Origin of the sequence: Idiomarina sp. HB, from assembly GCF_048059115.1 — a bacterium.
Lineage (GTDB): Bacteria > Pseudomonadota > Gammaproteobacteria > Enterobacterales > Alteromonadaceae > Idiomarina > Idiomarina abyssalis.
The window spans coordinates 1,084,025-1,101,897 of the sequence record NZ_JAYLVU010000001.1 but is presented as its reverse complement, the minus strand read 5'-3'; the positions used below and the strand labels follow the sequence as shown (position 1 = coordinate 1,101,897).

The window sequence follows — 17,873 nt, the reverse complement described above, 5'->3', positions numbered from 1 at the left end:
GGCTAAAAAAATCTAAAAATTTTTCAAAAAAAGATTAAAGCTCCCCAAACTCCTGCCGATACCCTTTGTGAGAGGAAATTTTAACCAGGCGAAACACGAAGCCGAACACTTCCTCCAGCTTGGCAACAACGATTGAATCCAAGCTTAGGCCAGAAACTGAGGAGCATTATTATGCCTTTATATGTAAATACTAACGTCAGCTCATTGAACGCACAGCGTCAGCTGATCAGCTCAGGTAACTCGCTTGACCAGGCATTCGAACGTTTGTCGTCAGGCTTCCGTATCAACAGCGCAGCAGATGATGCTGCAGGTCTGCAAATCTCAAACCGCTTAGGTTCACAGATTGACGGCCTTAACCAAGGTAACCGTAACGCTAACGACGGTATCTCTTTGGCGCAAACAGCTGAAGGTGCATTGGACGAAATTACCAATACTTTCCAGCGCGTTCGTACTTTGGCGCAGCAAGCTTCTAACGGTTCTAACACTGACGAAGACCGTGTTGCAATCCAGGAAGAAATTGATGCCCTGATGACCGAAGTTAACCGTATTGCAAGTGACACCACGTTCGGTGGCCAGAACTTGCTTGACGGTACTTATGAAGCGAACTTCCAGGTTGGCGCTGATGCTAACCAGACTATCGGCATCACCATGACTCAGGTTGGTGGTACTGCTGCAGGTAACGATATTTCTGCAAATGGCGGCTTTACTCTGTCAGGTATTGCAGGTGCAGCATCTACTGTTACAGGTGACCAGGTTTCAACAATTGTTGGTTCTGTTTACGCTGCTGACGCCGATAACGCGACTTTCGCGGGCATGTTTGCTTCAGGTAATATCTCTGTTACATCAGAAGCTAACGCACAGGTTGTTTTAGCGGGTATGGACTCAATGATTGCGGTTGTTGATAAGAAACGTGCTGAACTGGGTGCTACTCAGAACCGTTTCCAGTCAACGATTCGTAACCAGGGTAACGTTTCTGAAAACTTGAGCGAAGCAAAATCACGTATTAAAGACGCTGACTTTGCCGCTGAAACTGCAAAACTGACTCAGGCTCAGATTCTGCAGCAGGCTTCTCAGACTATCCTTGCGCAGGCTAACCAGCGTCCACAGGCGGCTCTACAGCTGCTTGGATAATCTCTTCAGAGATAATCAGTTTACGCTTAAAAACCGGAGCTTTGGCTCCGGTTTTTTTATGTCTAAAAAAAGTACAATAAAAAACTAAAGTTTCTATTAAGGTCAGCCGATAACAAACATGGATAAGTGTTTTAAGTGCGTATGTGTGCTTAAATAGTATAAACAAAGTAATGGTGATCATTATGGCTGAACTTAAACTTGAAAGCTCTCAGCTTGCTTATAATGTTTCAACCGATAGAACCACGCCTTCTCCAGTTGTTGAAAAGAAAGAAAAGGTTATTGACACGGTTCAACAAGTGAAACAAGAAGGGCAAGAGAAGCAAACTGACGCTAAGGCCAGTGAAAAGTCGGTGGCTGAGGTTGTAGAAGAAATGAATCAATCCGATGCAATTCGTAGTACCAGCCTTCAGTTTGTTATTGAAGAGCGCGGTGAACCACCGGTTGTTCAAGTGGTCGATAGAGATAGCGGTGAGATGATTCGCCAAATTCCATCCGAGCTGGTAGTGAAACTTTCTAAAGCTTTGGATGAAATGGCCGATAAGAACTCAGAGCGTACGGGTATTTTACTCGACCAGCAAATTTAATGTAGCAAGAGAGGAGAACGACTATGCCTTTATTTTCTTCCGCAGGTGTAGGTTCTGGTTTAGATCTGGAATCGATTATTCGATCGACGGTTGCTGCGACTAATCAACCTAAGCAAGCACAGTTTGCACGCGCAGAGCAGCGCTATTCGACTGAGCTTTCTGCGTTAGGAGCGGTTAAGTCAGCCCTCTCTAAGCTGGATGATGTTTTAGGAAAGCTTGCCGACCCTGACGAGTTTGCAAAGCGTACAGCAACGGTTACGCAACCAGCATCTGGCGATATTATTTCGTTTTCTGCAGGAACAGATGCAACTTCTGGGAATTTTGATATTGCGGTTAATCAATTAGCTCAGGGGTCTCGTGCTGTTTCCACTGCCGGAGCCTTTACCTCTTCTGAGCAGGTTATCACCTCGCAGGCAAGCACTCTAACCTTTGGCGCTGGCGCGGAAAGCTTTTCTGTCGCTGTTGATGCCAATGCGACTCTCGAAGATATTCGACAAGCCGTTAATAATTCAACGGACAATATTGGTGTAACTGCTAACATTATAAATACAGGAACCGAAGCGAAGCTGGTTTATAGTTCAGAGATAACTGGCGCTGGTAACGATTTAGAAGTCACTAACGATAATGCTGAGCTTGATGCCTTGTCGACAGTGGCTAATGGCGGTGGTGCGGGCGGCATGACTATTGCCGCGGGTGATGAAGCTACAGATGCTGAGATTGTCATTGACGGTATTGTCGCAACCAATAGTACCAATACTTTTACTGACGTGATTCAAGGGTCAACAGTGACAGCTGAAGCTGTTAGCGAAGCCGGTGAGTCAGCCTCGGTTGATATTGGCCGTGATCGCGAAGGTGTTACGAAGCTAGTTGATGAATTCATAAAAAGCTATAACGCTGTAGTCGACATCATGGATAAAGCGACCGATACCGGTCAGCCGTTGCAGGCAGATGCGACCATGCGAGGTTTGCAACGTCAGATGGTTAGTACATTATCAGCTAAAGTTAATAATGCCGGTGACTTTGAGACACTCTTCGATATCGGTTTAAGCCTCAATGATGAGGGTAAGCTAGAGAAAACCAATGTCGTAAGAAGCTTCGACGAAGCACTTGATCAGGATCTTGATTCTGTAGCCAGTGTATTTTCTGGTACAGGCGGGTTTGCGAAGCAATTTGAAGGGTTAATGGATAACTACATTAATTCGACCGGTTCTATTTCTTTCCGTGAAAAAGCCTTAAATGAGAACCTTGATCGTCTGGACGATGACCGTGAACGGCATTCATACCGTATGGACCAACTAGAGGCACGACTTCGTGAAAAGTACACGGGGTTAGATGTTATGTTGGCTCAAATGCAAAGCACACAGCAATATTTATCAGCGCAGCTATCAAACCTACCAGGGTTTGGTGGTAAAGATTCATAAAGCGTTGGAGGAGTAGAAATGAATAAGAAATTAAAAGGTTACACTCAGGGGTCACTAAGAGCTCGGGTCGCGGGCGCAGACCCTTATCAATTGGTGCAAATGCTGATGGGCGGTGCAATTGAAAATATCAGCTATGCAAAAGGCGCTATTCAGCGTGACGACCTGGAGAACAAGAGTGTCTATATTAGTAAAGCCTTAGCAATTATTGAGTCGTTAAGAGCCAGTCTTGAAATGGATGTTGGCGGCAGTGTTGCTGAAAACCTGAACGATTTGTATTTATACATGACCGAAAGACTGGCTGATGCTTCTATAAGTAAAGACGTATACGTTTTGGATGAAGTAAGTGGTCTGCTAAAAGAGATAAAATCCGCATGGGATGCTATTCCAATGTCAGATCGCACGGTTGCTGTTAGTCAATTAGAGCAAGCTCAAGCGAGTGGCCTGTAAGAATGTCAGAAGACTTCAGTAGTCTCTCGCTAGAGCAGCTTCTTCTTAAACTTAAAGAGGAAGGGCTTAGCGAACAAGAGTGTTCAGCAATTATGCAGTGCTTGCCTGAGAAGGTCTCGGGAGTAATGAATAATGATAATCTGACGTACGAAGAAAAAGGGAAGACGATCCTCAGTTTTCAACGGGCGTTAGATGAGCAGAAAAAAAGGTTTGAGCATGAACGTAAGGAAGCTCAGCAGGCTCTTACGAAGTTAAATACTGGCAAAAAAACCATCCGTAATTATCAAGATATCGAGCCTGAATGACGTTGCGTAAACGTGCTTTTCATCGTACGCTTGGTGCTATAACCCGTTAGTAAGACTCAGCATGAAGTCAATAGAAGAACAACTTGCCCAACTCCTTAGCTCTGTAGAAACTCTAAAACAATTATCTGAACGCGAGCAGCAGTTTGCACAACACGCAGAGCAACGATTTGTAAAAAACTTACAGGCATTTCGTGAATACTATTCTCAGGTTGCTGATTCCATCGAAGCGTTTCAGTCAGATAATCCTTTAGAGCTATTTGTTACTAAGACTGGACTTGGCAATATTCGTGAGCGCTCTTCCGGAGTTCCAATATATGGCGATGATCCTGAGGCTCAAGTTGAAGAGCAGGTTAATCGTCAGTTAAGCACGCCTCAGGTTAATCATATTGATTTCTCTAAATTTGCCAGCGCCTCGGAGAGCGATGAGCGGGTACACGTTCGTTATGTAAGGCAATTAGGCGGTGTGATCGAAGAGTTGGGCGAGCCCGAGAAACTGACATCTATTGGCGAGTATTTCCCTACAGCCGTGGTTTTTGGGTTGGGTCTGGGGTATCACATTCCTAAACTGGTTAGCCGGGTAAAATTTGATTACATCTACATAGTAGAGCCAGAATTCGAACACTTCTACCTTAGCCTGTTCTGTACTGACTGGGCCGCAGTGCTTGAACAAGTCAATGAGCATAGGGGCGTACTGGTATTTCATTTAGGAGCTAGTTACCAGAACTTTATTGACGATCTTTACTCGGTCAGTAAGGAAGTTGGTGCTTACTCTTTGACAAAGTGCTTTCTATACCGTCATTTTGATACCCCGTCAGTGAATGAGTTGATTAAGCAGTTTGTTGATCGGTTATTTGAAATTCATGGAGGCTATGGGTTTTATAATGACGCAACAACGGGACTGGCGCATACGGTTATAAACGCAGAGCGTGGTTTTAATATGTTGGCAAGGTCAGCATTTACCAGCCAGCGTTATGCTCGTTATCCTATCTACATTGTGGGTAATGGACCATCTCTGGATGCCTCCATTGATTTTATAAAAGAAACTCAGGATGAAGCGATAATTATTGCTGCGGGTACCGCGCTGCAGACGCTCATGAAGAACGGGATAACTCCTGACTTCCATACCTTGGTGGAGCGCCCCTATAGCACCTATGAAGCGCTTGTTAACACCCAGCCTGAGCAGGGGTATGAGCAAGTTAACTTGCTAACCATGACATTGATTTATCCGGAGGTTACTAAGCTCTACAACTGGGTGGGAATGGCAGGAAAAGGAACGGAAGCAGCCACTGCATTTTTGAATAAGTGCATGCTGGAAAAGTTGCGTAAAGGCGTTACCGGGCTTCCTTTTAGTAATCCTATGGTATCCAATGCGGCTTTATCCTACGCTGTAAGCTTGGGCTTTAAGCAACTTTATATGTTTGGTGTTGATAACGGTTATGCTGCCGATGGACAACATCACTCTAAGCACAGTGATTATTATAAGGGGAACTTGAAAAAGGTTGTTCAGCACGAAGCTAAGGTTGAGTTAAAAGGTAATTTTGGTGGTAAGGTCAGAAGCACTAATTTGCTTGCTATTTCGTCGCAGCAGATGGGGCGCTTGCTGGGCATGCCTAACCTGAAGTCTGTTGAGTGTTATAACGTGTCTAACGGCGCTTATGTCGAGCATGCTCTGCCACTTCGCCCAGAATTGGTCTTGCCGGAGTTCCAGACAGCCAGAAAAACCGATGTTATCCAGTTCATAAAAGAACAGCAGTTCGAAAATATACAAGTTGATGACTTTGAAGAGCGAATGGATTTCAAAGTGTTTTCTGAAATTTGTGACGACTTGATTGAAATTGGTGAAAGACCGATTCAGTCTCGCTCACAAGCAACGGATATACTGCGACGTCAATCAAATTACCTGAAGGCGTACTCGAAAACCGAATATGAATACATTTACCATATGTTATCCGGCGAACTCTTATACTTTCATTGCCCAATGTTGTCGGTCTTGTTTAGTAGAAACGAAGAGGCTGATTGCCTGGAAGCTTTCCATGAGTTAATGGCGTTATGGATCGAATTTTTACAGGAAGTAAAACAGACTTTCCACGAAGACTGGCGAACCCTCTGTGATATTCGGTTATAAGGTAAAGCCATCGTCAATGGTCAAATTGGTTCCGTTGATATAGTTAGCCTCGTCCGATAGTAAAAAAGTAATGCTTCCGCAAATGTCTTTAGCGCTCAGCATTCCGTGGCCGAGAGTTCTATCTTTATAGGCGCTTAGAAATGGTGCAGGTTGACCATTTTCAATGCCGCCGGGAGACACACAGTTCACACGGAAGTTCGAGTCATTAATGTATTTGGCAAAGTACTTGGCCAGATGAATTAATCCCGACTTAACCGCTGCATACTCTACCGGCATCGTCATTGATGTTCCTTCGTAAATGGAGAAATCCGGAGCTTTAATGCCATAAATAGAGCTTAAAAGTACAACCGATAGTGGTTTTTGTTGTGACTTGAAGTGTCTTGCTGCGTGTTTTAACAGGCTAAAACAGGAGCCCAACTGGATAGCGACATTTTCATTGAATGAGGAGGAGGAGACTTCCAGCGCATCGGTACCATATTGACTATTTCTTGGGTAAGCGCAATTTACGATACCATCAATATCAGGGTACTGATTAAGTAATTGCTCTATATCGGTTTCCGAAGTGATGTCACAGACATGGGTAGTAATATTAGTAGAAGCCGTTTCATCAGAAGTGACATCAGCAGCGATAACGTGCCCATTTTTCTTCATAATATGTTGCACTACTTCCTGACCAATAAGGCCTTTTGCCCCCAGCACTAAGATTGTTTTTCCTGACAGCATTAGGTTTGCTCCGTCATTAACAGCTCTGCAAATTTAAAATCGATAATATCATCAATATCAACGGCCCGCTCTCTGGGCACTTCTATTGCGGTGGCTTTACCGTCAAAGAGTCCTTTTGCGCTCAACACAAAATCAGTCGTTGCTGCATAAACACAGGTTGTTATGTTGTAAGCTTTAGGCGCATCCTGGCGTCGAATAACTTTGCTATCTGAGTTAAACATTAAGCTCGCATATTGCTCATCATCTAACGTGACCATATTAAAACTGGGATGATGATTAGAGGGTGTAACCGATAGACAGATATCCGCATCGGACTGTTTTAGTCGGGAGATAGCTGAATTAACATCAGCAACAGTCGTTAAGGGACTTGTTGCCGGCAGACTGACAAATGTTTCGAAAGCTCCCGTATGCTGCGTCACCCAGGTTATGGCATGCTGCCAGGATAGCCACTCCGGACTGTCATCAGTGGCAAGTTCTTTTGGACGGTCAATAACTTTAGCTCCGCCTTTGCGTGCAACATGAACGATATCGACATCATCAGTTGATACATAGATGTCATCAATAAGCTCGCTAGTCTGAGCGCAATCAATTGAATATTGAATTAAAGGTTTATTACACAGTGGCTTGATATTTTTTCCAGGAAGCCCTTTAGAGCCCCCTCGTGCAAAGACGAAAGCAATAGTTTTAGACATTTTGGGCGCGCTCTCTAATACGTTGAATGATGTGTAAAACCTCAAGTCCTTCGTTTAGGCTAACCGTGTTTTGCTTTTGAGCGGTGAAGTCAATGAGCATATCCAGATACATATTGTTCTTGTCGTACTGGGAGCCATCAAAGAGAGTCTTAACGCCGTTAGCATCAAATTGAGTAATGGTGTTGGCTATCAAGTCCCACTCAATTCGCGCTTTTTCGGCAATGATAGTGCATTTTCGATGAGGTCTTTTTTGTAAGAAGTCGAGATGGATCGTAGCTAGCGCGTCATTCTTTAGCTTTATCTGGGCATCGACTATTTCTTCAACATTGGTATTTAGCTCATGCGAACGACGTAGTGAAGCAGACAAAACCTGATCGACTCCGAACAGCCAGTTGATGTAATCAAGTTCGTGGCTCAGTTCGTTCAGTGCTCCGCCGCCTAAGTCTGAACGTGCCGATACCGATTGACTGTAATCGGTGCCGGGACGCCAGTCTGGTAGGTACTGACCGACTTCTGCGTTAACGTTGTATATCTGGCCTAGTTGCTTTTGCTCAATTAGCTGTTTCATAAATTGAGCAGAAGGCAGGTATCTCAAACAATAGGCGACGCCGGCTAACTTATTCTTACTTAAGCTCAACGAGTCGGAGAAATGCAGCCCCTGGGTATAGTCTTGCGCCAGCGGCTTTTCGATTAGTGTCGGTATATTTAAATTAAGACAATGGCTGGCATGCGCCACATGGAAATTGGCGGGTGAAGCGACAACAGCAAGCTCAAAAGAGGAATCCAGTTCGTCAAGCGTAATTAGAAGATCGGCATCTGCCGGGCACGATGTGTTGCCACTACCGGAACGGATAGCGCAGACCGTCGCTTTAGGGAACAAATTTTTGATATTACGCATATGGCGTTGCCCGATATTACCGCAACCAATAACTGCCGCTTTCTTCATATTATAAATCCAGGTTGATAATATCGAGCTGCGCTCGTTTGTAGTCCTCAATACGGCCTATATCCAGCCAGTACTCACGTACCGGATACATGACAACATCCTTTTCTTGTTCAATGGATGACTCAAGTAGTGAGGGCATATCGATGTATCGGTTCTTGGAAACCGATCGTCTTAGTTCCGGGCTGACAATATAAATACCAGCGTTAATAAAGTAGTGCTCTACTGGTTTTTCTTGCATGTTAATGACTTTATTGTCTTGTCCCTGAATGACACCGAAGGGTACTTGATATTCGTAGTCCCTGACGCACATAGTGGCATGAGCCTTTTGCTTGTTATGAAACTCTAAGACTTTTTCAAAATCGACATTGGTCAGGACGTCGCCATTTATTAAGAATAAAGGGAGGTCGGGGACATCATTAGGCAATAACCCTAAAGCACCGCCGGTTCCCAGGGGCTCTTTTTCATGTACGTAAGTAATATTCACTTTCCACTTTGAGCCATCGCCAAAGTAATCCTTAATCATTTCAGGTAAATAATGAGTGGAAATATAAAAGTTTTTAAACCCAGAGCGAATAAAGCTGTTGAGGACAATTTCCAGTATCGGTTTGTCACCCACTTTAAGCAGAGGTTTGGGGCAGTTATCGGTTAGCGGGCGTAAGCGGGTACCAAAGCCTCCGGCCATTATAAAAACCGGGTTTTCATAGGTTCTGCCTGAACCGGTTTTGTTGAGTGTTTCCAGCCCAACAACCTTTCCTTTTTCAACCAAAGGTATTGCTAATAGCCCCTTGGACTCCATGAGTTTAACGGCGTCTTTTCTGGTGACATTTTTGGGAGCGGTTACGGGCGTTTTATTCATAACATGCTCGACCGGAGCATCGAGACCGACACCTTTTATTAAATGTCGACGAATATCACCATCAGTTACTACACCGACTAAGTGTTCAGTATCATCAATGACTAACGCAATTCTTAAAGCTGCATTATCGATTACTTTGAGTGCTTCAAGAATGCTCTGATTAGATTTCAATAAAATATTATGCCAACGGTAACTCATCGCTTTTCCTTTATTGGCGTAACGGTCATTTTTGGAGCGTAAACTATATGGTTATCGGGTATCGATTTATTCACTGTCGCACCAGCAGCAATAATAGAGTTATGACCGATAGTGAGCCCCTGAATGATGTTTGCACCTGTACCAATGTGCACGTTATTTCCAACATTAACACCGCCTGATAGATTAGCGCCAGGCGCGATATGACAATTCTGTCCAACTGTTACATCGTGCTCAATAATAGCCCCGGAGTTGATAATACTGTTCTCTTTAATTAAAGCTCCTGAGTTAATAATTGCTCGGGGGAGAACCTGTACACCAGTGTTTAACGTTGCATTATCAGAAATAATGGCAGAGGGATCGTTTATTGACATAAAATCGTATCCCCTTGTTGCAAAAAACTGATATATCTCCTGCCTTTTGTGATCGTAGGGGAGGCTGCCCAGGCCATTAATTAGAACGATATCATTTGTGTCAAAGGTTAATACATCGTTGTCGCTTTGGAGCCACTGTAGTTGCTTAAAAGCAGCACCGGGATGTTCAGGAGAAACCACCGCAAACAAGGAAATATTGTTTCGGATGCATAGGTCCAGGCAGACACTGGCGTGGCCACCTGCTCCAACGAGTAAAACTTTCTTATCACTCAAAAATGAGTTCTCCAGCTTCATAATTCTGTTTACAAATTTTGCCCTGAATATGCCAGTAGTAAATTGGGGAGAGTCCTCCGCCAGGTCTTTTTACGGCGATATCTTCTTTAGTAATGACTTGTCCTGCTTTTAGTCTACGTGCCGCGACTAAGCTTCTGCGAGCAATCGGTTTATTGTTAATCTCACTTTTTGTCGGGCGTTTTATACCGTCACCAAGCGCTTTCTCTATCGTCCTAATTGACGTCACCATTTGCTTCAACTGTTCAGGTTCCAGTGACGCTTTGTGATCGGGACCCTCTAAATGGCGATCCAGAGTGAAATGCTTTTCGATAATGCGTGCGCCTTTTGCCGCTGCGGCAATGGGAATAATAATACCGTCGCTATGATCAGAGTATCCAACAGGAAGCTTGAACGCCTGATGAATCGTATCCATTGCGTTTAAGTTTATCTCATCGAAAGGCGCGGGATACTCAGTGGTACAGTGCAAAATAGTGACTTTGTCCTGCAGCACTCGTTGCCCTTCAGAAGAGGCATAAGCGGCTTCAAAATCTGTTAGTGCAGGTTTTTCTGTTGTTTTATCGAGATAGCCAAAGGCAATAATGGCCAATGCGGTTTCTATTTCAGCCAGGGTTGCCATACCGGTAGAAACAACTAAGTCACATTGCGTTCGCGCGTGGGCCAGCAAAAAAGGCGCATTGGTTATCTCGCCTGATGGCACTTTCAGACGTTTTAGCCCTAAGTCATTGACTAGAAAATTAAGGCTCTCATCATCAAACGCGGTAGAAAGGAATTCTATTCCCAATTCGTTGCTGTACGCCACCAGTTCATAATGTAACTCAGGCGGTAACTCGAGTCGTTTAAGCATGTCATACTGGCTTTCTTTCTTGCCGGTGTTTTCAGTTTGGTAGTTTGCTTGCTGAGCTTCTTTAGTCACCAGTTTGTCGGCTTTAAAAGTTTGAAATTTAACGATATCAGCTCCCGCATCTCTGGCTGCTTTTATTAGCTCTCTGGCCAGTTCCGGGTCGCCATTATGATTAACCCCAGCTTCTGCAATAATTAGGGTCATTGGCTCTCTCCAGTATCGTAAAAAGTCTTCGTTCTATTCAAATTAGCAGACTTAAGAATGTCAATGATTTTACGGCTGGCGTTGCCTTGTCCGTATGGGTTATTGATATTTTCACCGATCTCCGTAGTAACTGCTTTATCTATTGCGTTGACGATAGCATCGTATGAACCTTCGCAATGAAGGACACTTTTCGCTGCTAAGCGGCCCAACTGGCGCTGACCTATATTGACAGTCGGTGTATTGAAAGAGGGAACCTCGATAATTCCACTCGAAGAGTTTCCGATTACTGCACTGGCATGTTTAATAGCGCTTAAGTAACGCTGCTGACCTAATGATGGAATGGCTATAACGCGATTTTCATTTGCATCTGCATATTGCTCAATCAGCGGAATAATTTGTCGTCCGCCATCATCAGCATTCGGGTAAGTGAAAATGACGTCAAACTCAGGATAGTTATCCAGAGCTTGAGTCAAGTTTCTGAAAGTTTCAACCGGCGGTTCGTCAGCTAATGTTACCGGGTGGTATGTGACAACGAAAAAGTCCTTGCGCAACTCAAAGCCAAGGGATTCGGCAAGCTCTTTGTGGTCTAGCAGTTCTGTGCGTGCTATGTGATCTAAGCCGAGTGCACCGACATTAAAAACACGCTCCGGTGTTTCACCGAGCTGAATGACTCGCTGTCGGTATTTTTCTGTTGCGGTAGCATGCAGATAACTTAACTTGGTAATGGCATGGCGAATGGCGTCATCATAGGCACCTTCGGTAATTTCACCACCGTGAATATGCAGTATCGGTATTCGCATTAACATAGCAGACTGGGCTATTCCTAAAGCTTCATAACGATCACCCAGAATAACCACAACATCAGGCTGTAGTCTGGTTAAGGCATCGGCGTAACCGATAATACCCATGCCAAGGCTTTTAACGGTACCCTGTGCTGTATCTGAGGAGAGCAGCATTTCGACTTTCTCATCAATTTTAAAGCCATCTTGTTCGATGTGCTTCGCGGTATAACCGAATTCCGGTGATAAGTGCGAACCAGACGCTATAACCTGCAAATGAAATGCTGGGTCTTCACATAAATCGCGAAGCAGCCAGTATAAAAGTCCGTAATCAGCCCGGGTTCCGGTAAAAACGGTCACCTTCATTGGTCACCCCTCTTTAAAATGGGTGAACTTGGTATATTCACCAAACGGGATTGTATATCCTCTGATACCGTCAGCTTACCACGAGGGCAACGCTCGAACATGGGAAGTCTATTCATTAAATGCCATGCTGGACGACACATAATCCCAGCGTTATTTTGTTCTTCAATGACAGTATTGCGCAGGTCACTATGCTCACACAAAATAGCATTTAACCAAAAGTTGGAGCGACACTCTGAAGGTTCATCGATAAACTGGAAACTGGAGCTTTTAAAGAACGCCTTGTATTGTTCTGCAAGTTCACGTTTTTTCTCAATAAATGTTTCCAGGTGACTCATTTGTGCGCAACCTAAAGCTGCATTAAGGTTTGGCATTCGGTAATTAAAGCCCGGTTCGTCATGATAGAACTCGTAGGGATGAGCAGCCTTAGCTGTTGTCGTTATGTGCTTTGCTCTATGACCTTCGGTTTCATCGGCACACAGCAGCATACCACCGCCGCCAGTGGTAATAATTTTGTTGCCGTTAAAGCTCAGTGCTGAAAAACGAGCTTTAGTTCCAGTGTGCTGCCCCTTATAAAATGAGCCTAAACTCTCAGCTGCATCTTCTACCAGCTCGATGTTCCACTTGTTACATATAGCCAGTAATTCATCTAACTGAACCGGGTGCCCAAAAGTATGCATAGGAACGCAGGCACGGATTTTTCGCTTAGACGTTTTATGAATGCAATTTTGTTCATCTGTTATTGCATGTTCTTCAAGAAAGGATTCAAGTGCTATAGGACACATTCCCATGGTCTGATAAGCCACATCGATAAAAATTGGCTCAGCACCCATGTGATGAATTGCATTGCAGGTTGCGACAAACGTCAATGCCTGAGTAATGACATAATCACCGCTCTGAACACCCGCCATATACAAAGCGGCGTGAAGAGCTGCGGTACCATTGACTGTTGCTATTGCTCTATGAGCTCCGGTAAAAGCCTCCACTTGGTTCTCAAAACTAGTGACGTATTCACCGACGCTGGAAACAAAGGTGCTTTCTATCGTATCGAGAACATTTCGTTTTTCCCGTTCGCCAAAGGTTGGCGCGTGCAAGGGAATAAACTCATTGGTCTGGTAGAGTGACCGGATAAACTCGCTGAGTTGAGATGTCGTTGGTGACATAAGGCTAATTCACATTTTACCGTCGAGGTACTTGCCAGTTTCTTTATGATCAAAGTTTGGCAGCAAAGTACAAAAGAGATCAATGATATCCTGTTTATTCCAGCATTTTGACTGCTTGAGTTTAAGGATTTCGTGTTCAAAGTTTTTCAGTAAGTCAGATGAATAATTCAGCTCATTTTTAACCACACCGATATTGCGAAAGCGTTCCATTTCGATAGTTTCATCGTGAGTGAAAAACTCTTCAAAGTCTTTTTCTCCGGTGGTGTCACTTCCCGTAAAAAGGCATGGCCACTGGCCTTTTTCTGGTAATGTTAAAGCCAGAGCTCTTGCTTCATCTTCTGACTGACAAAGTACGGGTTCTAAGCCTCTTTGCTCTAAGTATTTCTCGGCAATTTCAGAAAAAGTAATCAAGTGCAGAGCTTCACTCAGCTTTGGGAAAAAGATGTCTCTGTTTTCGCCGAAAATACAGGACATAAGGCACAATTCGCCTGACTCTTTCGGAGTAACGAAGTAGCGTTTAATATCGTTGGGCGCAACAATCGGCTGCCTTTTCTGAATACGTTGGTTAAAACCATGCAAGAGCGAGCCATCAGAAAATGCGACATTGGCGAAACGAGCTGTTGATATATCCACTTGTTCACTGCGCCTCATTAAGAACATTTCCATGATTCGCTTTGACGCCCCCATCATGTTGACCGGGTTCGCTGCTTTGTCGGTTGAAACACAAAAATACTTTTGGCTGCCATGTTTAATCGCGTGTTCAATGCTTTTGTCGGTATTGAAGATATTAACGTCGAGCATCCGCATTAATGTGAATGGATCTTTTTCGCTACGAACATGCTTTAAAGCCGATAAATTGAGGACATAATCATACTGCCCGTAGTGGTTCATTAAAGCTTCGAACTCCAATGAGCCAATATCCAGAGCAAAGGTTTTAAAGTCGCCATTGATATAGCCCAGCGAGCTACGGACATCTCTGACCAGCTCAACTAAGTTGTTTTCACTAATATCAACGACATGAAGCCGTTTAGGAGAGCGTTTAAAGATTTCTTTAACGACCGCCTGGCCAATTGAACCTGCGCCACCTAAAACAAGGAAGCTGGAAGAAGAAACTTGTTCGCAAAGTTCCATTTCGTGATGTTGGATATCGCCAGAGAACAGCTCTCGATCGCGACCAATTAACGATAAAATATTATCCACGTTATGTATTTTATGAGTCTGAATTGGTTATAGATTGTAATCGGCAGAGTATGCTATGTCTTGAGTTAATGCAATTTGAAGTGGGGGTATTTAAGGGATAATGGTTACTCGTTTCGTCCTGTTTTAACAAAAACAAAAAAACCGGCTTAAAAGCCGGCTTTTCTTTCCCTGCGCCTAAGCCCAGGTCAGTAATTCTTCTTACAGTGCTTTGATCTTAGCATTCAAACGACTCTTATGACGTGCCGCTTTGTTTTTGCTGATAAGACCTTTAGTTGCGTAACTGTCCAGCATTGGGGTTACGTCTTTCATTGCAGTGTTTGCTGCATCTTTGTCTTTCTTTTCAATAGCTGCGATTACACGTTTAAGGTAAGTACGCATCATTGAACGACGGCTTGCATTGTGGCGGCGATTTTTCTCGGCCTGAATCGCACGCTTTTTAGCAGACTTAATGTTAGCCAAGGTGAACTCCTAAATTCATTAACAGAACGCTTCTCTTATAAAGGCCGCAGATTATGCCTTTTCTGCTGTAAAAGTCAACAGCGAAAAGGGAAAAACTCACCGCTTTAAGTCAGGTTTTGATAAAATAGCATCCACCATTGGTCTCAGTTACAATCAAAAACAGAAACTTAGCTGTCAGCCGAAAGGATCTCTCTTGTCAAAAGCTTTGCTCCGTTCAGGATTTATCGTCAGTGCTATGACTCTTATATCGCGTGTACTGGGTTTGGTGCGCGATGTGGTCATTGCCAACCTGATGGGCGCCGGTGCTGCAGCGGATGTGTTTTTCTTTGCCAATAAGATCCCTAATTTCTTACGTCGGCTTTTTGCCGAGGGTGCGTTCGCGCAGGCGTTTGTACCGGTTCTGACCGAGTATAAGCAGGGTAAAGAACTGCCGGAACAGCAATTATTGATAGCTCGGGTATCCGGCACTTTAGGTACTATTGTTACTGTAGTGACAATTTTCGGCGTGGTGGCTTCTCCGATTGTGTCCGCGCTTTTTGGTATGGGGTGGTTTTTAGATTGGTGGAACGACGGGCCGCAAGGTGACAAATTTGTACTGGCCAGTGACCTACTTCGTATTACATTTCCTTACTTGTGGTTTATTAGTTTTACCGCCATGGCAGGAGCCATACTCAATACTCTGGGTAAATTTGCGGTAGCGGCTTTCACCCCGGTGTTTCTGAATGTCGCCATTATTGCGGCGGCTATCTGGCTGGCGCCGCAATTAGAGCAGCCGGAATACGGACTGGCCTGGGGCGTATTTTTTGGTGGGTTAATTCAGCTTTTATTTCAACTGCCGTTTCTTAAAAAAGCCGGGTTGCTGGTTAAGCCCCAGTGGGGCTGGAAAGACCCGGGCGTGACTAAAATCCGCAAACTGATGTTGCCGGCTATCTTTGGTGTATCGGTTAGCCAAATTAATTTGCTGCTGGATACCCTCATTGCCAGCTTTTTAATGACGGGGTCAATTAGCTGGCTTTATTACTCGGATCGGTTGCTGGAATTCCCGCTTGGGCTATTTGGTATTGCCATAGCAACGGTTATTCTGCCGGCGCTTTCTTCACGCCATGTAGACCAGTCAAAAGAAAACTTCAGCTCCACGCTCGACTGGGGCATTCGTATGGTGCTGTTGTTGGGTGTACCGGCCATGGCAGGTCTTTTTGTATTAGCAGAGCCCATGCTTATGGTGTTGTTCATGCACGGCGCCTTCAGTCCGGACGACGCACGTATGGCGTCGTACAGTCTTATGGCCTATTCCACAGGCTTGTTGAGCTTTATGATGGTGAAAGTGCTGGCGACGGGCTTCTACTCCCGACAGGATACTAAGCGACCGGTCAAGTACGGTATTATTGCTATGGTGGCAAACATGGTGTTTAACATTGCTTTGGCCATTCCTTTTAGTTATGTCGGGTTAGCCCTGGCAACGGCAGCCTCTGCGGCTATTAACGCGGGGTTATTGGGCGTTACGTTATGGCGTGAAGGCGTGCTGAAAAAGCAACCGGGAACCGGACGCTTTATATTCCAGGTGCTGTTTGCCACCACGGCGATGATAGCGGGTGTGCTCTGGTTAAGTCCGGATATTGCTACCTGGCGGACCAGTTCTTTAGTTGAACGCCCCTGGCTTTTGGCGCAGGTGATTGGGTTCGGCGCGCTGATTTATATTGCTGTGCTTGTAATAACCGGTATGAGGCCACGACATTTCCGTGCGCGTGAGTACTGATTATCGCTTCAGTATCAGTTATAATCGCGTCTTTTCCGGAAAACATTAAGATTGTGCGGGCATGGAACTGATTCGCGGTACTCATAACCTAAGAGCTGAGCATAACGGCTGTGTGTTGACCATCGGTAACTTTGATGGTGTTCACCTGGGCCATCAGGCGGTATTGAGTCAGGTCTGTGAAAAAGCGCAGCAGCTGGGTGTCCCTTCAGCGGTAATGACCTTTGAGCCGCAACCGCAAGAGCTTTTTCAACCTGAAAAAGCCCCTGCACGGCTAACCAATTGGCGTGAAAAGTATCTCGCTCTACAGGCTCAAAATGTCGACCGACATATTGTCATTGAATTTAATAAGAAGTTTGCCAGTCAGCCAGCTCGTGAGTTTATTGAGCAGACTTTGGTTGGCAAGCTGGGTGTTAAGTTTCTGGTGGTAGGCGACGATTTTCGTTTTGGCTATAAACGTGAAGGCGACTTTGAGTTGCTGCAAAATGCCGGTAAAGAGCTGGGTTTTGAAGTGGTGGACACCCGCAGTTATCGCCAACAGCAACAGCGCGTAAGCAGTACTGCCATACGCCAGGCATTAGAGCAAGGCGACTTCGATCTGGCGGAACAAATGTTGGGCCGGCCTTATCAAATGTGCGGGAAAGTCGTGCACGGGCGAAAGAATGGTCGAACTATTGGTTTTCCTACCGCTAACGTGCCGCTAAAGCGCTTAAAAAGCCCCCTACACGGGGTGTTCGCGGTAACCGCTCAACTTGGTAAGGGCGGAAAAACCTATTCCGGTGTCGCTAACTTAGGAACCCGGCCAACATTAAATGGCGACGAAGTACAGCTGGAGGTGCATTTGTTTGAGTTTTCAGGCAATCTGTACGGTCAGCAGATGACGGTCACGCCAGTGGCCAAATTGCGTAACGAGCAACGGTTTGCGTCGTTACAGCACTTACAAGAACAAATTGAAAAAGATGCCGCCCGCGCACGTGATGCATTAGCGTGCCGGAGTCAGTAACTATGCGGAAATGGA

Annotated in this window: 18 protein-coding genes; 8 read left to right on the top strand and 10 right to left on the bottom strand. The window is 44.9% G+C overall.

Going from position 1 to position 17,873, the window contains the following annotated elements:
* Nucleotides 1–171: 171 nt before the first annotated feature.
* From VBY75_RS05485 to VBY75_RS05460, 6 genes are all read left to right on the top strand, one after another.
* Nucleotides 172–1,131: a flagellin gene (locus tag VBY75_RS05485; protein WP_271331622.1), complete on the top strand. Its 960-nt coding sequence runs from the start codon at nucleotides 172–174 to the stop codon at nucleotides 1,129–1,131.
* A 182-nt stretch (nucleotides 1,132–1,313) separates the two neighbouring features.
* Entirely contained in the window at nucleotides 1,314–1,715 is a 402-nt protein-coding gene (locus VBY75_RS05480) for a flagellar protein FlaG (protein WP_271331621.1), read from the top strand.
* A 23-nt stretch (nucleotides 1,716–1,738) separates the two neighbouring features.
* Nucleotides 1,739–3,136, top strand: coding sequence for a flagellar filament capping protein FliD (fliD, locus tag VBY75_RS05475; protein ID WP_271331620.1), 1,398 nt, complete (start codon nucleotides 1,739–1,741; stop codon nucleotides 3,134–3,136).
* An 18-nt stretch (nucleotides 3,137–3,154) separates the two neighbouring features.
* Entirely contained in the window at nucleotides 3,155–3,583 is a 429-nt protein-coding gene (gene fliS / locus VBY75_RS05470) for a flagellar export chaperone FliS (RefSeq protein WP_416511409.1), read from the top strand.
* A 2-nt stretch (nucleotides 3,584–3,585) separates the two neighbouring features.
* On the top strand, nucleotides 3,586–3,888 hold the full coding sequence (locus tag VBY75_RS05465; protein WP_271331618.1) for a hypothetical protein: 303 nt from the start codon (nucleotides 3,586–3,588) through the stop codon (nucleotides 3,886–3,888).
* A 61-nt stretch (nucleotides 3,889–3,949) separates the two neighbouring features.
* A complete protein-coding gene (locus VBY75_RS05460; protein ID WP_416511407.1) occupies nucleotides 3,950–6,013 on the top strand; it encodes a 6-hydroxymethylpterin diphosphokinase MptE-like protein in 2,064 nt (687 codons plus the stop codon).
* Here the strand turns inward: VBY75_RS05460 and VBY75_RS05455 are convergent.
* From VBY75_RS05455 to rpsT, 10 genes are all read right to left on the bottom strand, one after another.
* Nucleotides 6,008–6,736, bottom strand: a complete 729-nt coding sequence (locus VBY75_RS05455) for an oxidoreductase (protein WP_271331616.1) — start codon at nucleotides 6,734–6,736, stop codon at nucleotides 6,008–6,010. The genes VBY75_RS05460 and VBY75_RS05455 overlap by 6 nt on opposite strands.
* Nucleotides 6,736–7,428: a cytidylyltransferase domain-containing protein gene (locus VBY75_RS05450; RefSeq protein ID WP_416511404.1), complete on the bottom strand. Its 693-nt coding sequence runs from the start codon at nucleotides 7,426–7,428 to the stop codon at nucleotides 6,736–6,738. The genes VBY75_RS05455 and VBY75_RS05450 overlap by 1 nt, the downstream gene beginning before the upstream one ends.
* Entirely contained in the window at nucleotides 7,421–8,374 is a 954-nt protein-coding gene (locus tag VBY75_RS05445; protein ID WP_416511402.1) for a Gfo/Idh/MocA family protein, read from the bottom strand. The genes VBY75_RS05450 and VBY75_RS05445 overlap by 8 nt, the downstream gene beginning before the upstream one ends.
* A 1-nt stretch (nucleotide 8,375) precedes the next feature.
* On the bottom strand, nucleotides 8,376–9,428 hold the full coding sequence (locus VBY75_RS05440; protein ID WP_271331613.1) for a nucleotidyltransferase family protein: 1,053 nt from the start codon (nucleotides 9,426–9,428) through the stop codon (nucleotides 8,376–8,378).
* Complete coding sequence (locus tag VBY75_RS05435) at nucleotides 9,425–10,072, bottom strand: acetyltransferase (RefSeq protein WP_278358309.1); 648 nt, start codon at nucleotides 10,070–10,072, stop codon at nucleotides 9,425–9,427. Before VBY75_RS05435 ends, VBY75_RS05440 begins: the two co-directional genes overlap by 4 nt.
* Nucleotides 10,065–11,138 carry an N-acetylneuraminate synthase gene (gene neuB / locus VBY75_RS05430; protein WP_278358310.1) on the bottom strand — a complete coding sequence of 358 codons (1,074 nt, stop codon included), beginning with the start codon at nucleotides 11,136–11,138 and terminating at the stop codon, nucleotides 10,065–10,067. Before neuB ends, VBY75_RS05435 begins: the two co-directional genes overlap by 8 nt.
* On the bottom strand, nucleotides 11,135–12,283 hold the full coding sequence (gene neuC, locus VBY75_RS05425) for a UDP-N-acetylglucosamine 2-epimerase (protein ID WP_416511399.1): 1,149 nt from the start codon (nucleotides 12,281–12,283) through the stop codon (nucleotides 11,135–11,137). Before neuC ends, neuB begins: the two co-directional genes overlap by 4 nt.
* Nucleotides 12,280–13,443: a LegC family aminotransferase gene (locus VBY75_RS05420; protein ID WP_416511397.1), complete on the bottom strand. Its 1,164-nt coding sequence runs from the start codon at nucleotides 13,441–13,443 to the stop codon at nucleotides 12,280–12,282. The genes neuC and VBY75_RS05420 overlap by 4 nt, the downstream gene beginning before the upstream one ends.
* 9 nt (nucleotides 13,444–13,452) lie before the next feature.
* Entirely contained in the window at nucleotides 13,453–14,643 is a 1,191-nt protein-coding gene (locus VBY75_RS05415) for a UDP-N-acetylglucosamine 4,6-dehydratase (protein ID WP_271331607.1), read from the bottom strand.
* 198 nt (nucleotides 14,644–14,841) lie between these two features.
* Complete coding sequence (gene rpsT / locus VBY75_RS05410) at nucleotides 14,842–15,102, bottom strand: 30S ribosomal protein S20 (protein WP_054486760.1); 261 nt, start codon at nucleotides 15,100–15,102, stop codon at nucleotides 14,842–14,844.
* A 193-nt stretch (nucleotides 15,103–15,295) separates the two neighbouring features.
* On the opposite strand from rpsT, the gene murJ reads away from it, so the two are divergent.
* On the top strand, nucleotides 15,296–16,858 hold the full coding sequence (murJ, locus tag VBY75_RS05405; RefSeq protein ID WP_416511394.1) for a murein biosynthesis integral membrane protein MurJ: 1,563 nt from the start codon (nucleotides 15,296–15,298) through the stop codon (nucleotides 16,856–16,858).
* A 61-nt stretch (nucleotides 16,859–16,919) separates the two neighbouring features.
* Nucleotides 16,920–17,858, top strand: coding sequence for a bifunctional riboflavin kinase/FAD synthetase (gene ribF / locus VBY75_RS05400; protein ID WP_416511392.1), 939 nt, complete (start codon nucleotides 16,920–16,922; stop codon nucleotides 17,856–17,858).
* Nucleotides 17,859–17,873: the final 15 nt, after the last annotated feature.